Source organism: Streptomyces sp. NBC_00285 (assembly GCF_036174265.1).
In the GTDB taxonomy this organism is placed as follows: domain Bacteria; phylum Actinomycetota; class Actinomycetes; order Streptomycetales; family Streptomycetaceae; genus Streptomyces.
In genome coordinates, this window is record NZ_CP108055.1 from 7,644,842 (window position 1) to 7,659,654 (window position 14,813).

A 14,813-nucleotide genomic window follows, 5' to 3' on the forward strand; every position below is an offset into this window, starting at 1 on the left:
GAGATCCGTCAGAAGGGCCCTGACCCGGGGGATCCCGGCGACGTGGGTCGCCGGGATACCCTGGAGGGCGATTCCCAGCTGCCACCGACCCCGAGGACCGCGAGCGCCGTGTTCGATACTCTTTCCGATCGCCTCTCAGCGACTTTCAAGAACCTGCGCGGCAAGGGACGGCTCTCCGAGGCGGATATCGACGCCACCGCGCGCGAGATCCGTATCGCCCTGCTCGAAGCGGACGTGGCCCTTCCCGTAGTTCGCGCGTTCATCAAGAACGTCAAGGAGCGTGCCCTCGGCGCCGAGGTCTCCGGTTCGCAGTACCCCGCCCAGCGGGTCCTCGACATCGTCAACGAAGAGCTGGTCACCATCCTGGGCGGCCAGACCCGCCGCCTGCGCTTCGCCAAGCAGCCCCCGACCGTGATCATGCTCGCGGGTCTGCAGGGCGCCGGTAAGACCACCCTCGCGGGCAAGCTCGCCAAGCACCTCAAGGACGAGGGCCACTCGCCGCTTCTGGTCGCCGCCGACCTCCAGCGCCCGAACGCGGTCACCCAGCTGAGCGTCGTCGCCGAGCGTGCGGGCGTGGCCGTCTTCGCCCCGGAGCCGGGCAACGGCGTGGGCGACCCGGTCAAGGTCGCCAAGGACTCCGTCCAGCACGCCAGGACCAAGGTCCACGACATCGTCATCGTGGACACCGCCGGCCGCCTCGGCATCGACCAGGACATGATGCGGCAGGCCGCGGACATCCGGGACGCGGTCTCGCCCGACGAGATCCTCTTCGTCGTCGACGCGATGATCGGCCAGGACGCCGTCAACACGGCGGAGGCCTTCCGTGACGGCGTCGGCTTCGACGGCGTGGTCCTCTCCAAGCTCGACGGTGACGCCCGCGGTGGTGCGGCCCTGTCGATCGCCTCGGTCACCGGCAAGCCGATCATGTTCGCGTCGAACGGCGAGAAGCTGGAGGACTTCGACGTCTTCCACCCGGACCGGATGGCGTCCCGCATCCTCGACCTGGGTGACCTGGCCACCCTGTTCGAGAAGGCGCAGAAGGAGTTCAGCGAGGAAGAGGCCGCCAAGATGGCCTCCAAGCTCGCCTCCAAGAAGGGCCAGGACTTCACGCTCGACGACTTCCTGGCCCAGATGGAGCAGGTCAGGAAGATGGGCAGCATCAGCAAGCTGCTCGGCATGATGCCCGGCATGGGCCAGATCAAGGAACAGATCGCCAACATCGACGAGCGGGACGTCGACCGTACGGCCGCCATCATCAAGTCGATGACCCCGGCCGAGCGCCAGGACGCGACGATCATCAACGGCTCCCGCCGCGCCCGTATCGCCAAGGGTTCCGGCGTCGAGGTCAGTGCCGTGAAGGGCCTGGTCGAGCGGTTCTTCGAGGCCCGCAAGATGATGTCCCGCATGGCCCAGGGCGGCGGAATGCCGGGGATGCCGGGGATGCCGGGCATGGGTGGCGGTCCCGGCCGCTCCAAGAAGCAGCCCAAGCAGGCCAAGGGCAAGCAGCGTTCCGGCAACCCGATGAAGCGCAGGCAGCAGGAGCAGGAGGAGGCCGCACGCAAGGCCGCCGGTGCCCAGGGCGGGGCCTTCGGTGTGCCCGGCCAGCAGGCGCCGCAGGACTTCGAGCTGCCCGACGAGTTCAAGAAGTTCATGGGCTGAGCAGGACCGCGTTCATCTCTGCGTGTGCCGGGGGTTGGTCCATGTCGTAACGTCCGGATATGACCAACCCCGCCCCGCCGCGCAAGTCTCCCGAACAGCCCTGGCGCACCGAGGGGACCCCCGAGGAGCCGCCGAAGCCGCCGTCGGGCGGGCGCCGGCCGCGCGGCGGCTGGTGGAGCCTGATCGTCACCGCGCTGGTCGTGTACCTGATCGCCAACCTCGTGCTGTCCTTCTTCAACGAGGGCGACGAGCCGACGATCTCCTACACGGAGTTCAGCAAGCAGGTCGACGCCGGCAACGTCAGCAAGATCTACGCCAAGGGCGACGCGATCCAGGGCCAGCTCAGGAAGAAGCAGGACAACCCCGAGGGCGACGGCAGCTACACCAAGTTCAGCACCGAGCGGCCGACCTTCGCGGACGACCAGCTCTGGCAGGACCTGACCAAGCACGGCGTCACGGTCACCGCCGAGCCGGTCGTCCAGCACCGCAGTTTCCTGGCCAACCTGCTGATCTCCCTGGCCCCCATGCTGCTGCTGGTCGTGCTGTGGATCTTCATCGCGCGGCGGATGAGCGCGGGGATGGGCGGCGCGGGCGGCATGCTCGGCCGCAAGGCGCCGCCCAAGCCGGTCGAGCTGGAGGAAGGCACGAAGCGCACCACCTTCGAGGACGTGGCCGGCATCGACGAGGTCGAGGGCGAGCTCAACGACGTCGTCGACTTCCTGAAGAACCCGGACGCGTACCGCAGGATGGGCGCCAAGATGCCGCGCGGCGTGCTCCTCGCGGGCCCGCCCGGCACCGGAAAGACCCTGCTCGCGCGGGCCGTGGCCGGTGAGGCGGGCGTGCCCTTCTTCTCGGCCTCCGCGTCCGAGTTCATCGAGATGATCGTCGGCGTCGGAGCCTCACGCGTGCGTGAGCTCTTCGCCGAGGCCCGCAAGGTGGCACCGTCGATCATCTTCATCGACGAGATCGACACCATCGGCCGAGCCCGCGGCGGCGGCTCCGGCATGGGCGGCCACGACGAGCGCGAACAGACCCTCAACCAGATCCTGACCGAGATGGACGGCTTCTCGGGCTCGGAGGGCGTCATCGTCATCGCGGCCACCAACCGCGCCGACGTCCTGGACCCGGCCCTGACCCGCCCCGGCCGCTTCGACCGGGTGGTCATGGTCTCGCCCCCGGACCGCGGTGGCCGCGAGGCGATCCTGGAGATCCACACCCGCGAGATCCCGCTCGCCGACGACGTCGACCTCGCCCAGGTCGCCCGTACGACCCCGGGCATGACCGGCGCCGAACTGGCCAACCTCGCCAACGAGGCCGCCCTGCTCGCCGTCAAGCGCCAGCAGGAGAGGGTTACCCAGGCCGACCTCTCGGAAGCCCTGGAGAAGGTCCAACTGGGCGCCGAACGGCCCCTGGTGATGCCCGAGGAGGAGCGGCGCAGGACGGCGTACCACGAGAGCGGACACGCCCTCCTCGGCATGCTCCAGCCCGGCGCCGACCCCGTCCGCAAGATCACCATCGTCCCGCGCGGGAGGGCGCTCGGCGTCACGCTCTCGACACCGGACGCGGACAAGTACGCGTACACCGAGGAGTACCTGCGCGGCCGGATCATCGGCGCGCTCGGCGGTATGGCGGCCGAGCAGGTCGTCTACGGCGTCATCACGACCGGCGCGGAGAGCGACCTCGAACAGGTCACCAACATCGCGCGCGGGATGGTCGCCCGCTGGGGGATGAGCGAGCGGGTGGGACGGCTGTCCGCCCTCCCGGGCGACGCGCAACAGGCGTACGGCCTCGCCGCCGCGCCCCAGACCCTCGACGTGATCGACGGCGAGATGCGACGGATCGTCGACGAGTGCTACGAGGAGGCGTGCCGCCGGCTCACCGAGCACCGGGGCCAACTGGACGCGCTCGCGCAGGCCCTGCTGGCGAACGAGACGCTGGAGGAGGCGGACGCGTACCGCATCGCCGGGGTCACGCGGCTGAGGAAGGACACGGAGTCCTAGGGGACGCGCGCGATCAGATAGCGGAAGACGTTCGGCATCCACACCGTGCCGTCCCGGCGCTGATACGGATGCAGGGCTTCCGCCACCTCCTTGTCCACCTGGGCCTGGTCGGTCGCCGCGATCGCCGCGTCGAACAGCCCCGTCGACAGCAGCCCCTTGAGGGCGCTGTCGAGACCGGAGTACCCGAAGGGACAGGCCACCCGTCCCGAGCCGTCGGGCCTGAGGCCGGCCCGCTGGGCGACCTCCTCCAGGTCGTCGCGCCGGGCCGGGCGCCAACTGCCGTTGCTGCGCAGCGGATCCGCCAGCTTGGTGGCCACCCGCAGGACGGTGGACGTGGCGCACCGCTCCGGCGGACCCCAGCCGGCGAGCACCACGGGCGCCCCTCGTCCGGCGAGCGGTGTCGCCGAGGTGAGCAGCTCCCCGAGCCCCTCCGAGTCGCCCGCGAGACAGCCGATCGGCTCGAAGGCGGTCACGAGGGTGTACGGGGGTGCCGCTAACGCGGCGTTCTCGACCGGTCCGTCGACGAGCCGGGTGCCGGTACGCGTGCGCGTGGCCCGGGTCTCCGGCTGCAGCCGCTCCCGCGCGAGAGCCAGCCGCTCGGGACGGGAAGACTCGACGCCGGCGACTGTCGCGCCCCGAGCGGCGGCCATCAGCAGGGCGAGGCCGCTGCCGCAGCCGAGGCCCAACAGCCGGGTCGCCGGGCCCACTTCGAGTCGCTCGTAGGCGGCCTCGTACAGCGGAACCAGCATCCGCTCCTGGATCTCCGACCAGTCACGCGCGCGTGCACCGAGGTCCGTACGGGACGCATCTGCCGTCCGGGACAGGTGCTGCCGCACGAGCGTAGGTGTCATGGATAAGCGCCCCAATCCGAGAGTTGTCTCTGTGCCCGATTACGTAGACCCCGTGACGTGCGCTCGCACTTCCCCCGTATGTCAGGTAACTCCGCACTCGACCGCTCGTCCAGAGGCTGAAGGGCCCGGCTTGTGGGTTGGCTGTGCGACAGAAAAGAATTCACATGTCGGCAACGTGGGCCCGTAGCATCCCGTCATGGCAAAAGCACCTGTTCTCACGCCCCGGGCGGACGACTTTCCGCGCTGGTACCAGGACCTGGTCGGCAAGGCCGAACTGGCCGACAACGGTCCGGTGCGCGGCACCATGGTCATCCGACCGTACGGGTACGGGCTGTGGGAGCGGATGCAGGCCGAGATGGACGCCCGCATCAAGGAGACGGGTGCCCAGAACGCGTACTTCCCGCTGCTGATCCCTCAGTCGTACCTCACCCGTGAGGCCGACCACGTCGAGGGCTTCGCGCCCGAACTCGCGGTGGTCACCCACGGCGGCGGCAAGGAACTCGAGGAGCCCGCCGTCGTCCGCCCCACCTCCGAGATGATCATCAACGACTATTTCGCGAAGTGGGTGCAGAGCTACCGCGATCTGCCCCTGTTGATCAACCAGTGGGCGAACGTGGTGCGTTGGGAGCTCCGGCCCCGGCTCTTCCTGAGGACGTCGGAGTTCCTGTGGCAGGAGGGCCACACCGCGCACGCCACCAGGGAGGACGCCCGCGCGTTCGCCTCCCGCATCCACCGGCAGGTCTACGAGGACTTCATGAGAGACGTCCTCGCCATGGACGTCGTCGCCGGCCGCAAGACCGTCAAGGAGCGCTTCGCCGGAGCCGTCAACACCCTCACGCTCGAAGGCATGATGGGCGACGGCAAGGCCCTCCAGATGGCCACCAGCCATGAGCTGGGCCAGAACTTCGCCAAGGCCTTCAACACCTCGTACCTGTCGAAGGAGGGCACCCAGGAACTCGTCTGGCAGACCTCCTGGGGTTCGACCACCCGCATGATCGGCGCCCTCGTGATGATGCACGGCGACGACAACGGCCTCCGGGTCCCGCCGCGGCTGGCGCAGATCCAGGTGGTGGTTCTGGCCATCAAGGGCGACGAACCGGTTCTGGCCAAGGTCCGCGACATCGCCGCCCGGCTGAAGGCGGCGGGCCTGCGCGTCCACGTCGACGACCGCACCGACACCCCCTTCGGCCGCCGCGCGGTCGACTGGGAGCTCAAGGGTGTACCGGTCCGCGTCGAGGTCGGGCCCCGTGACCTGGAGAACGGCACCGCGATGGTGGTGCGCCGGATTCCGGGAGGCAAGGAGGCGGTCGCCGTCGACGATCTCGTACGCCTGCTCCCCGCCGCCCTCGAGGAGGACCAGGCGCTGCTGCTGGCCCAGTCCCGCGAGCGCCGCGAGTCCCGTACGGCCGACGTGTCGACCTACGAGGAAGCCGTCGAGGTCGCCGTCGCCGGCGGCTGGGCGCGGATCCCGTGGGCCACCCTCGGCACAGAAGGCGAGGCCAGGCTGGCCGCGCACGCGGTGACCGTACGGTGTCTGGTCGCGGACGACGGGTCGGTGCCGGGAACCGACGACGCCCCCGGTAACGTCGCAGTGGTGGCACGCTCCTACTGAGGCAGCGCGCTCCGTCGCGAGAGCGACCGAAACGCCCCTTGCGCACCCGCCGATCCCAGCGGCCCCGGCGCGTGGACGCGATCTACGTGCCGGGGCGTACCTCACACTACGCACCGGCTTGGTATGAGCTGTGAGGCTTCTCCGCAGATCAGCGCACCCGCCCTCGTCTCCACGCATCAGCGGCAACTGACGGGTACGTGCAAATTATTTGGGATGGCCCGGAATAGGAACACAGGGGCACTCTGGCTCGTTGTCATTACGTGAGCACGACACAGACACCACCTGTTCTCGCCGCAGAGCTGGCAGAGGCGTGGGCCGACATTCAGCGGTACCACCCCGAGCTGCCGGACCTTGCCGCGCCAGAGTCCCTGATCGGGGAGTCGTCGTCCGCGTGCGGTCACGAGCTCTCCTTCGAGCGACTGCTTCACGAGGCAGTCCACGGCATCGCCGCCGCGCGAGGCATTCGCGACACCTCCCGCGCCGGCCGCTACCACAACCGCAGATTCCTCGCGATCGCCGAGGAGATGGGCCTGGACCACCCCGAGGAGCCGCACCCCAGCAGTGGCTTCTCGCTGGTCTCGCTCACCCCCGAGGCAAAGCGCCGCTACCGCCCGACCATCGAGCGGCTCCAGCGCGCCCTCAAGGCCCACACGGCGGCGACCTCCGCCGACACCGCCCGCTCCTTCCGGGGTCCGGCGGCCCGTCACGGCTCCTCCGGAGGCGGAGTCCGGGTCAAGGCGGTCTGCGACTGCGGCCGCAACGTACGAGTCGTCCCCTCCGTCCTGGCCCAGGCGCCGATCGTCTGCGGGGGCTGCGGGAAACCGTTCCGGATCCCCGAGATCGTGGGCGCGGCGGCGAGCTGAGACCGCGGCTGCTCGTGGCAGTCGCGTTCCCTGCCCGGGGGCACCCGGAGCGCCGGGTGCCCTTCAGGCATGCGCGTACCCGGCCTCGGTCGGGAGCGAGCCGCAGGGTGTGGCACAATGGCTAGCTGTACTCGACAGCCGCACAGGAACCCTCTCGCCTCCGGCTGACGCGTCCATCGGGCACTCGGGTACCGCAACCCCACGCGGCAGTCTCGCCGTGCCCAACCACGTCAAAACCAGGAGAACCCACTCCCGTGGCAGTCAAGATCAAGCTGAAGCGTCTGGGCAAGATCCGTTCGCCTCACTACCGCATCGTCGTCGCCGACTCCCGCACCCGTCGTGACGGTCGTGCGATCGAGGAGATCGGCCTGTACCACCCGGTGCAGAACCCCTCGCGCATCGAGGTCGACACCGAGCGTGCGCAGTACTGGCTGGGTGTCGGCGCGCAGCCGACCGAGCCGGTTCTCGCCATCCTCAAGCTGACCGGCGACTGGCAGAAGTTCAAGGGCCTGCCCGCCCCTGCTCCGCTGCTCGTGGCCGCTCCGAAGGCCGCGCGCCCCGTGTTCGACGCCCTCGGCGGCGAGGACGAGGGCAAGGGTGAGGCCATCACCCAGAAGAAGAAGGCTGAGAAGAAGGACGAGGCTGCCGCCGAGTCCGAGTCGACCGAGGCCTGAGCATGCTCGAGGAGGCTCTCGAGCACCTCGTGAAGGGCATCGTCGACAACCCTGACGATGTGCAGGTCGCCTCGCGCGACCTGCGCCGCGGACGGGTGCTGGAGGTCCGGGTCCACCCGGACGACCTCGGCAAGGTGATCGGCCGCAACGGCCGCACCGCACGCGCCCTGCGCACCGTCGTGGGCGCCATCGGCGGCCGTGGTGTCCGCGTCGACCTCGTCGACGTCGACCACGTCCGCTGACGCAACGCAGCACCGGCTCGGGCCGGGGAGGGCCGATGGGCCGTCCCCGGCCCGTAGTCGTACCTACAGGAGATCAAGCACAGTGCAGCTGGTAGTCGCTCGCATCGGCCGCGCCCACGGGATCAAGGGCGAGGTCACCGTTGAGGTCCGCACCGACGAGCCGGAGCTGCGGCTCGGGCCCGGTGCCGTACTGCTCACGGACCCCGCCGCCACGGGCCCCCTCACCATCGAGACGGGCCGCGTCCACAGTGGTCGCCTCCTTCTGCGCTTCGAGGGCGTGAAGGACCGCACCGGCGCCGAGGCGCTGCGCAACACCCTCCTGATCGCCGAGGTGGACCCGGAGGAGCTCCCCGAGGAGGAGGGCGAGTACTACGACCACCAGCTGATGGACCTGGACGTGGTCACCGCGGACGGCGTCGAGGTCGGACGGATCACCGAGATCTCGCATCTGCCCTCCCAGGACCTCTTCATCGTCGAGCGGCCCGACGGCAGCGAGGTGCTCATCCCCTTCGTGGAGGAGATCGTCAGCGAGATCGACCTGGAGGCGCAGCGTGCGGTCATCACGCCCCCGCCCGGGTTGATCGACGACCAGGCGGAGATCGCGTCGACCAGGGAAGACGACGCATGAGGCTCGACGTCGTCACCATCTTCCCGGAGTACCTCGACCCCCTGAACGTCTCCCTCGTCGGCAAGGCACGCGCGCGTGGACAGCTGAACGTGCGGATCCACGACCTGCGCGCGTGGACGTACGACCGCCACAACACCGTCGACGACACCCCGTACGGCGGCGGCCCCGGCATGGTCATGAAGACCGGCCCCTGGGGCGAGGCGCTGGACTCGGCGCTCGCGGACGGATACGAGTCGGGCTCCCACACACCCGCCCTCGTCGTCCCCACCCCGAGCGGCCGCCCCTTCACCCAGGAACTCGCCGTCGAGCTCTCCGAGCTTCCCTGGCTGGTCTTCGCGCCCGCGCGCTACGAGGGCATCGACCGCCGGGTCATCGACGAGTACGCCACCAGGATGCCCGTCTTCGAGGTGTCCATCGGTGACTACGTCCTCGCCGGCGGCGAGGCGGCCGTACTGGTGATCACGGAGGCGGTGGCCCGACTGCTGCCCGGAGTCCTCGGCAACGCCGAGTCGCACCAGGACGACTCCTTCGCGCCCGGCGCCATGGCCAACCTCCTGGAGGGGCCCGTCTACACCAAGCCGCCCGAGTGGCGCGGCCGCGGCATCCCGGACGTGCTGCTCAGCGGGCACCACGGCAAGATCGCCCGCTGGCGCCGTGACGAGGCCCTCAGGCGTACGGCGGCCCACCGGCCCGACCTGATCGAGCGCTGCGATCCCAAGGGCTTCGACAAGAAGGACCGCGAGATGCTCTCCATCCTTGGCTGGGCGCCGGACCCGGCGGGGGAGCCGTACGGCCGATTTTGGCGCAGGCCGGAAGGCATGGGAGACTAGGACGCTGTCGTGCGTCGTCCGGCGTGCGCCCCTGCCACAGGGGGACACGACGCCCGCCCCGACACGGACAGCATCCTCACGAAACACCTAACTACCGCCTATGACCTGTGGCATGGGTGAAGAAAGCAGATGAAATGTCCCACCTGCTCGACTCCGTCGACGCCGCGTCGCTGCGCAGCGACGTCCCCGCGTTCCGCCCGGGTGACACCGTCAACGTCCACGTCCGCGTCATCGAGGGCAACCGCTCCCGTGTGCAGCAGTTCAAGGGCGTAGTCATCCGTCGCCAGGGCGCCGGTGTCCGTGAGACCTTCACGGTCCGCAAGGTCTCGTTCTCCGTCGGCGTCGAGCGCACCTTCCCGGTGCACACCCCGATCGTCGAGAAGATCGAGCTGGTCAGCCGCGGTGACGTGCGTCGCGCCAAGCTGTACTACCTGCGCGAGCTCCGCGGCAAGGCCGCGAAGATCAAGGAGAAGCGCGACAGGTAAGCGCTTTTCGGGCGTCACAGCGGGGCCGGATAGCATCTGGCCCCGATGGACACCGAAGCACAGCCTACGGAGCGCGACCGCTCCTCCCGCCCTGAACCAGGGGCCGCGGAGGGACGGTCGCGTTTCGCGTTGGTGCCCAGGCGGGCAGCGCGGATCACCGAGTGGATGCCCGGCGGCTGGGTCTCCCTGACTCTGCTGCTCTGCCTGGTCTTTCTTCTGCTCCTCAGCACGTTCGTGGTCAGACCTTTCCAGATTCCTAGCGGATCCATGGAAAACGGATTGAGGATCGGGGACCGGGTTCTCGTAAATAGGTTGGCGTACCGTTTCGGTTCCGATCCGCAGCGCGGTGATGTGGTGGTGTTCGACGGAACCGGGTATTTCGGGGACGGGGACTACGTCAAACGCGTTGTGGGTGTGGGGGGAGACCACGTGGTGTGCTGCGACAAGAAGGGGAGGATCGAGGTGAACGGCCGGTCGGTCGACGAGTCGGGCTTCCTGTACCCGGACGACAGCCCCTCCTCTGTGCCCTTCGACGTGGAGGTGCCCGACGGCGCCCTGTTCCTCCTCGGTGACCACCGCAGCATCTCCAGCGACTCCCGGGACCACCTGGGCTCACCGGGCGGCGGCATGATCCCCGTCGAGGACGTCCTCGGCCGGGCCGACTGGATCGTCTGGCCCGCCGGCCACGCCACCCGCCTGCACCGTTCCGCCGCCTACGCGCGCGTGCCCGAAGCGGAGGGAGCGCATGGGTAACCGCGGCCGACCGCGCGGTGTGTCGAGCGACGCCGCTGACAATCCGCTGCCCACCGGTGTCCGGCGCTCCTCCAGTTCCGCCGGCAGCGGCCGCTCACGCGCGGAGCGGCGCCATCTCCAGCGCAAGGTCAAGCGCCGCCGACGGCGTGGTGCCGTCAAGGAGATACCCCTCCTCGTCGGCGTCGCGGTCCTCATTGCCCTGGTCCTCAAGACGTTCCTCGTGCAGGCGTTCGTGATCCCGTCCGGCTCCATGGAGCAGACGATCCGGATCGGCGACCGGGTCCTGGTCGACAAGTTCACCCCGTGGTTCGGCTCCGAGCCTCAGCGCGGGGACGTCGTCGTCTTCAAGGACCCCGGCGGCTGGCTCCAGGACGAGCAGACCACGACGAAGAAGAACGACCCCGTCGTCGTCAAGCAGGTCAAGGAAGGGCTCACCTTCATCGGCCTGCTGCCGTCCGACAACGAGAAGGACCTGATCAAGCGGGTTGTCGGCGTCGGTGGCGACCGCGTCAAGTGCTGTGACACAGAGGGACGGGTGACCGTCAACGGCGTTCCCCTGAGCGAGACCGACTACCTGTATCCCGGAAACGCCCCATCCATCCAGGAGTTCGACATCACCGTCCCCCAGGGGCGGCTGTGGGTGATGGGCGACCACCGCGCCAACTCCGCGGACTCCCGCTTCCACCAGAACACCGACTACGGCGGAACCGTCTCCCTGAACTCCGTCGTGGGGCGGGCCATGGTCATCGCCTGGCCCTTCGGGCACTGGACCTCGCTGAAAGAGCCGAAAACTTACTCTTCCATTGCCGACTCGACGGCCGCGGCGACCGCAGCCTCCCAGGCGTCGCTTAGGGTTGCACCCGACGATCCGAACGAAGCGATCCAACTCCCGAGCCCTGCGGAACTCCCGCTCGTTATGGGAGTGGTGGGCCTGCGCCGTACTTGGGGCAGGCGGCGGCACAGAGTAAGGAGTTGGCGTGGGGGATGTGGCGGTTGGCGCACGATCCGGGCACGACGGCGAGGAGCACCGCGGACACCCCGTGGAAGCAGCCGACCCGGCCGCGGACAGCGCCGTGACCTCCGGGAGTGACTCCGGGGCGACCGAGGACGATACGACGGCTGGAGAGGCTCCCAGGACGGACGAACACGGGCCGGGCGGCGAGGCACCCCGGGCGAAGAAGCCACGCTCCTTCTGGAAGGAGCTGCCCATCCTGATCGGCATCGCGCTCGTGCTGGCGCTGCTGATCAAGACGTTCCTGGTGCAGGCCTTCTCGATCCCGTCGGACTCGATGCAGAACACCCTCCAGCAGGGCGACCGCGTTCTGGTCGACAAGCTCACCCCGTGGTTCGGGTCCAAGCCCGAGCGCGGCGAGGTCGTCGTCTTCCACGACCCCGACAACTGGCTGGCGGGCGAGCCGACGGCGGACCCGAACGCCGTACAGACGTTCCTCTCCTGGATCGGTCTGATGCCCTCCGCCGAGGAGAAGGACCTCATCAAGCGCGTCATCGGCGTGGGCGGCGACACCGTCTCCTGCGAGGGCACCGGTCCGCTGAAGGTCAACGGCCATGCGCTCAGCGAGTCGTCGTACGTCTACGCGGGCAACACCCCGTGCAGCCAGGACGACCAGGGTGGCCAGTTCACCGTGAAGGTTCCCAAGGGCTACATCTGGGTGATGGGCGACCACCGCCAGAACTCCCGGGACTCCCGGTACAACCAGTCGGACGCGCACCACGGCATGGTCCCGGTCAAGGAGGTCGTCGGTCGCGCCGTCGTGAAGGCCTGGCCGATCAACCGCTGGGACACCCTGCCGAAGCCGGACACCTTCGACCAGGCCGGTATCAACGACCAGGCGTCGGCGTCCGCCGCCCTGACGGTCGCGCCGCAGGGGATCGCCCTCGTCGGTGTGCTGCCGGTGGCGCTGTGGCGCCGCAGGAAGGCCGCGACGGAGCCCACCCGCTGATCGCAGCAAGGTCCTGTGGGATGCCACGCGACCTGGTGAAAGCTTTGCGGAGCTTGTCCCCACGGCCGGGCGGGAGGGGCTGACCCGCTCCGGTACCGCCCGGTAGGGTGCGGGTCCATGGGTGGCGAGAGCACTACACGTACGGCCCCGCACCGCGGCGGCACCAGCACGGGCCCGGTGGGCAGCCGGACCGGACAGCGACTGTCCGGCCTGGCCGTCGCACTGGGCATTGTGCTGTTCCTCGGGGGATTCGCCTGGGGCGCGGTCCTGTACCGGCCGTACACCGTGCCCACCGGCTCGATGACGCCCACGATCGACGCGGGTGACCGGGTGCTCGCGCAGCGCGTCGACGGCGACGAGATACGCCGGGGCGACGTCGTCGTCTTCACCGACCAGAACTGGGTGAGCAACGCCCCCGTGGTCAAGCGCGTCGTCGCGATCGGCGGCGACACGGTCTCCTGCTGCACCGACGGGAAGCTGACCGTCAACGGCAAGAAGATCGACGAGACGTATCTCAAGGGCAGCGTGGTCGAGGACAAGTCCATCCCGACCGTGAAGGTGCCCCAAAACCGCCTCTTTCTTCTCGGCGACGAGCGCCAGGGCTCACTGGACTCCTCCGCCCACCTCACCGACGCCGCCCAGGGCACCGTCGCCCGCTCGGCCGTGAGCGCCCGCGTGGACGCCGTCGTCTGGCCCATGAAGGGCATGCTGGAGAGCCCGACCGGCTTCGAACCGCTCGGCGCACTCTCCTCACCCGGTCCGCTGCGCATCATCGTCGCGATGATCGTCGCCGGCGCGGTGCTGGTACTGGGCGGCGGGGCGTACGGGCCGGTCGCCAAGCTCTTCACCAGGCGGCGCCCCGCCGCCCGGACGGAGCCCGCCGGTGCCCGCTGAGGTGCCGGCCCCTTCCGAGCACGCGTTCGACGGCGAACTGCGCAAGGTGTCCCGGGTGGTCCTGCTCGACCCCGAGGACCGCATCCTGCTCCTGCACGGGCACGAACCGGACGACCCGGCCGACGACTGGTGGTTCACGCCCGGCGGTGGACTGGAGGGCGACGAGACCCGTGAAGAGGCCGCGCTGAGGGAACTCCTTGAGGAGACCGGCATCACCGAGGTGGAGCTGGGGCCGGTGCTGTGGCGCCGGACGTGCTCCTTCCCGTTCGCGGGCCGCCGCTGGGACCAGGACGAGTGGTACTACCTGGCCCGTACGACGCAGACGGCCATCGAGGCGACGGCCCTCACCGAGCTGGAGCGGCGAAGTGTCGCCGGAGCGCGCTGGTGGACGTGTCAGGAACTGACCCGGGCACATGAGACGGTGTATCCGACCAGACTCGCCGAGCTGCTGCGCAGGCTGCTCGACGAAGGTCCCCCGGCCGGGCCCGTGACCCTCGACACCGAAATCGTCTAGGGGCTGTCGGGGCTGACGCACAATAGTGGGATCGCACGGGTGAAGGGGAACATGCCATGAGCGCCGAGGACCTCGAGAAGTACGAGACCGAGATGGAGCTCAAGCTCTACCGGGAGTACCGCGATGTCGTCGGTCTGTTCAAATACGTGATCGAGACCGAACGGCGCTTCTACCTGACCAACGACTACGAGATGCAGGTGCACTCGGTCCAGGGTGAGGTGTTCTTCGAGGTGTCCATGGCAGATGCATGGGTGTGGGACATGTATCGGCCGGCTCGCTTCGTGAAGCAGGTCCGGGTGTTGACGTTCAAGGACGTGAACATCGAGGAGCTGAACAAGAGTGATCTGGAGCTGCCGGGCGGGTGACGGGTGCTCGCGTCGGCACCCTTGTGGGTGACGGGGTTTTCCACAACCGGTGAGTAGTCCACCAAGATCAACACGGTGGACGGGCCTGCGTGATCGTTGGCGCCGGAGGTGGTGCCGACATGAACGCACGCAGTGCACTCGGCAAGTACGGCGAGAGTCTGGCCGCGAGGCGGCTGACCGAGGCGGGGATGACGGTCCTGGAGCGCAACTGGCGCTGTGGCAGGACCGGCGAGATCGACATCGTGGCGCAGGACGGGGAGGTCCTGGTCGTCTGCGAGGTCAAGACGCGGCGGGTGGGTGCCTTCGAGCACCCCATGGCCGCGGTGACCCCCCAGAAGGCGGAACGCCTGCGGGGCCTCGCCGCATGCTGGATCCACGCCCACGGAGGGGCACCGCCGGGAGGCGTGCGCATCGACCTCGTGGGTGTGGTCCTGCCGCAGCGCGGCGCACCCGTGGTCGAGCACGCGCGGGGGGTGGCCTGA

17 protein-coding genes are annotated in these 14,813 nt (G+C 69.2%); 16 read left to right on the forward strand and 1 reads right to left on the reverse strand.

The annotated features are described in order from the left end of the window. Positions 1–108 precede the first annotated feature (108 nt). Both ffh and ftsH read left to right on the forward strand, forming a co-directional pair. A complete protein-coding gene (gene ffh, locus OHT57_RS35370) occupies positions 109–1,659 on the forward strand; it encodes a signal recognition particle protein (RefSeq protein WP_328750826.1) in 1,551 nt (516 codons plus the stop codon). A gap of 59 nt (positions 1,660–1,718) precedes the next feature. Further along, positions 1,719–3,659, forward strand: coding sequence for an ATP-dependent zinc metalloprotease FtsH (gene ftsH / locus OHT57_RS35375; protein ID WP_328750827.1), 1,941 nt, complete (start codon positions 1,719–1,721; stop codon positions 3,657–3,659). Here ftsH and OHT57_RS35380 read toward each other — a convergent pair. Beyond that, positions 3,656–4,510, reverse strand: a complete 855-nt coding sequence (locus OHT57_RS35380) for an SAM-dependent methyltransferase (protein ID WP_328750828.1) — start codon at positions 4,508–4,510, stop codon at positions 3,656–3,658. The two genes, ftsH and OHT57_RS35380, sit on opposite strands and share 4 nt — an antisense overlap. A gap of 196 nt (positions 4,511–4,706) precedes the next feature. Between OHT57_RS35380 and proS the strand changes: the two genes are divergently transcribed. The 14 genes from proS (at position 4,707) to OHT57_RS35450 (ending at position 14,813) form a co-directional block, all read left to right on the forward strand. Continuing rightward, positions 4,707–6,122, forward strand: coding sequence for a proline--tRNA ligase (gene proS / locus OHT57_RS35385; RefSeq protein ID WP_328750829.1), 1,416 nt, complete (start codon positions 4,707–4,709; stop codon positions 6,120–6,122). A gap of 260 nt (positions 6,123–6,382) precedes the next feature. After that, positions 6,383–6,985, forward strand: coding sequence for a hypothetical protein (locus tag OHT57_RS35390; protein ID WP_007384963.1), 603 nt, complete (start codon positions 6,383–6,385; stop codon positions 6,983–6,985). A gap of 254 nt (positions 6,986–7,239) precedes the next feature. Next, a complete protein-coding gene (gene rpsP, locus OHT57_RS35395) occupies positions 7,240–7,659 on the forward strand; it encodes a 30S ribosomal protein S16 (protein ID WP_328750830.1) in 420 nt (139 codons plus the stop codon). Positions 7,660–7,661: 2 nt separating this feature from the next. Next, complete coding sequence (locus OHT57_RS35400) at positions 7,662–7,901, forward strand: RNA-binding protein (RefSeq protein ID WP_005479813.1); 240 nt, start codon at positions 7,662–7,664, stop codon at positions 7,899–7,901. 82 nt (positions 7,902–7,983) lie between these two features. Continuing rightward, on the forward strand, positions 7,984–8,529 hold the full coding sequence (gene rimM / locus OHT57_RS35405; RefSeq protein WP_328750831.1) for a ribosome maturation factor RimM: 546 nt from the start codon (positions 7,984–7,986) through the stop codon (positions 8,527–8,529). Beyond that, positions 8,526–9,359 (forward strand): tRNA (guanosine(37)-N1)-methyltransferase TrmD, encoded by an 834-nt coding sequence (gene trmD / locus OHT57_RS35410; protein ID WP_328750832.1) that lies wholly within the window; start codon positions 8,526–8,528, stop codon positions 9,357–9,359. The genes rimM and trmD overlap by 4 nt, the downstream gene beginning before the upstream one ends. Positions 9,360–9,493: 134 nt before the next feature. Continuing rightward, positions 9,494–9,844 (forward strand): 50S ribosomal protein L19, encoded by a 351-nt coding sequence (gene rplS, locus OHT57_RS35415; protein WP_328750833.1) that lies wholly within the window; start codon positions 9,494–9,496, stop codon positions 9,842–9,844. A 45-nt stretch (positions 9,845–9,889) separates the two neighbouring features. Then, positions 9,890–10,597, forward strand: a complete 708-nt coding sequence (gene lepB, locus OHT57_RS35420; RefSeq protein ID WP_328750834.1) for a signal peptidase I — start codon at positions 9,890–9,892, stop codon at positions 10,595–10,597. Further along, positions 10,590–11,687: a signal peptidase I gene (gene lepB, locus OHT57_RS35425; protein ID WP_328750835.1), complete on the forward strand. Its 1,098-nt coding sequence runs from the start codon at positions 10,590–10,592 to the stop codon at positions 11,685–11,687. Before lepB (OHT57_RS35420) ends, lepB (OHT57_RS35425) begins: the two co-directional genes overlap by 8 nt. Next, positions 11,575–12,558: a signal peptidase I gene (gene lepB, locus OHT57_RS35430; RefSeq protein WP_328750836.1), complete on the forward strand. Its 984-nt coding sequence runs from the start codon at positions 11,575–11,577 to the stop codon at positions 12,556–12,558. Before lepB (OHT57_RS35425) ends, lepB (OHT57_RS35430) begins: the two co-directional genes overlap by 113 nt. Before the next feature lie 117 nt (positions 12,559–12,675). Next, positions 12,676–13,452: a signal peptidase I gene (gene lepB, locus OHT57_RS35435; protein ID WP_328750838.1), complete on the forward strand. Its 777-nt coding sequence runs from the start codon at positions 12,676–12,678 to the stop codon at positions 13,450–13,452. Then, a complete protein-coding gene (locus OHT57_RS35440) occupies positions 13,442–13,966 on the forward strand; it encodes an NUDIX hydrolase (RefSeq protein WP_328750839.1) in 525 nt (174 codons plus the stop codon). The genes lepB (OHT57_RS35435) and OHT57_RS35440 overlap by 11 nt, the downstream gene beginning before the upstream one ends. 56 nt (positions 13,967–14,022) lie before the next feature. Next, complete coding sequence (locus OHT57_RS35445) at positions 14,023–14,331, forward strand: DUF2469 domain-containing protein (protein ID WP_003965949.1); 309 nt, start codon at positions 14,023–14,025, stop codon at positions 14,329–14,331. Positions 14,332–14,450: 119 nt separating this feature from the next. Beyond that, the gene (locus tag OHT57_RS35450; protein ID WP_328750840.1) at positions 14,451–14,813 is read left to right on the forward strand and encodes a YraN family protein; all 363 of its coding nucleotides are present in this window, start codon (positions 14,451–14,453) and stop codon (positions 14,811–14,813) included.

Bases quoted from the DNA above. Each gene is read 5' to 3' on its own strand.
- ftsH (WP_328750827.1), top strand. From the start codon at position 1,719: ATGACCAACCCCGCCCCGCCGCGCAAGTCTCCCGAACAGCCCTGGCGC.
- OHT57_RS35380 (WP_328750828.1), bottom strand. From the start codon at position 4,510: ATGACACCTACGCTCGTGCGGCAGCACCTGTCCCGGACGGCAGATGCG.
- proS (WP_328750829.1), top strand. From the start codon at position 4,707: ATGGCAAAAGCACCTGTTCTCACGCCCCGGGCGGACGACTTTCCGCGC.
- OHT57_RS35400 (WP_005479813.1), top strand. From the start codon at position 7,662: ATGCTCGAGGAGGCTCTCGAGCACCTCGTGAAGGGCATCGTCGACAAC.
- trmD (WP_328750832.1), top strand. From the start codon at position 8,526: ATGAGGCTCGACGTCGTCACCATCTTCCCGGAGTACCTCGACCCCCTG.
- rplS (WP_328750833.1), top strand. From the start codon at position 9,494: ATGTCCCACCTGCTCGACTCCGTCGACGCCGCGTCGCTGCGCAGCGAC.
- lepB (WP_328750834.1), top strand. From the start codon at position 9,890: ATGGACACCGAAGCACAGCCTACGGAGCGCGACCGCTCCTCCCGCCCT.
- lepB (WP_328750835.1), top strand. From the start codon at position 10,590: ATGGGTAACCGCGGCCGACCGCGCGGTGTGTCGAGCGACGCCGCTGAC.
- lepB (WP_328750838.1), top strand. From the start codon at position 12,676: ATGGGTGGCGAGAGCACTACACGTACGGCCCCGCACCGCGGCGGCACC.
- OHT57_RS35445 (WP_003965949.1), top strand. From the start codon at position 14,023: ATGAGCGCCGAGGACCTCGAGAAGTACGAGACCGAGATGGAGCTCAAG.
- OHT57_RS35450 (WP_328750840.1), top strand. From the start codon at position 14,451: ATGAACGCACGCAGTGCACTCGGCAAGTACGGCGAGAGTCTGGCCGCG.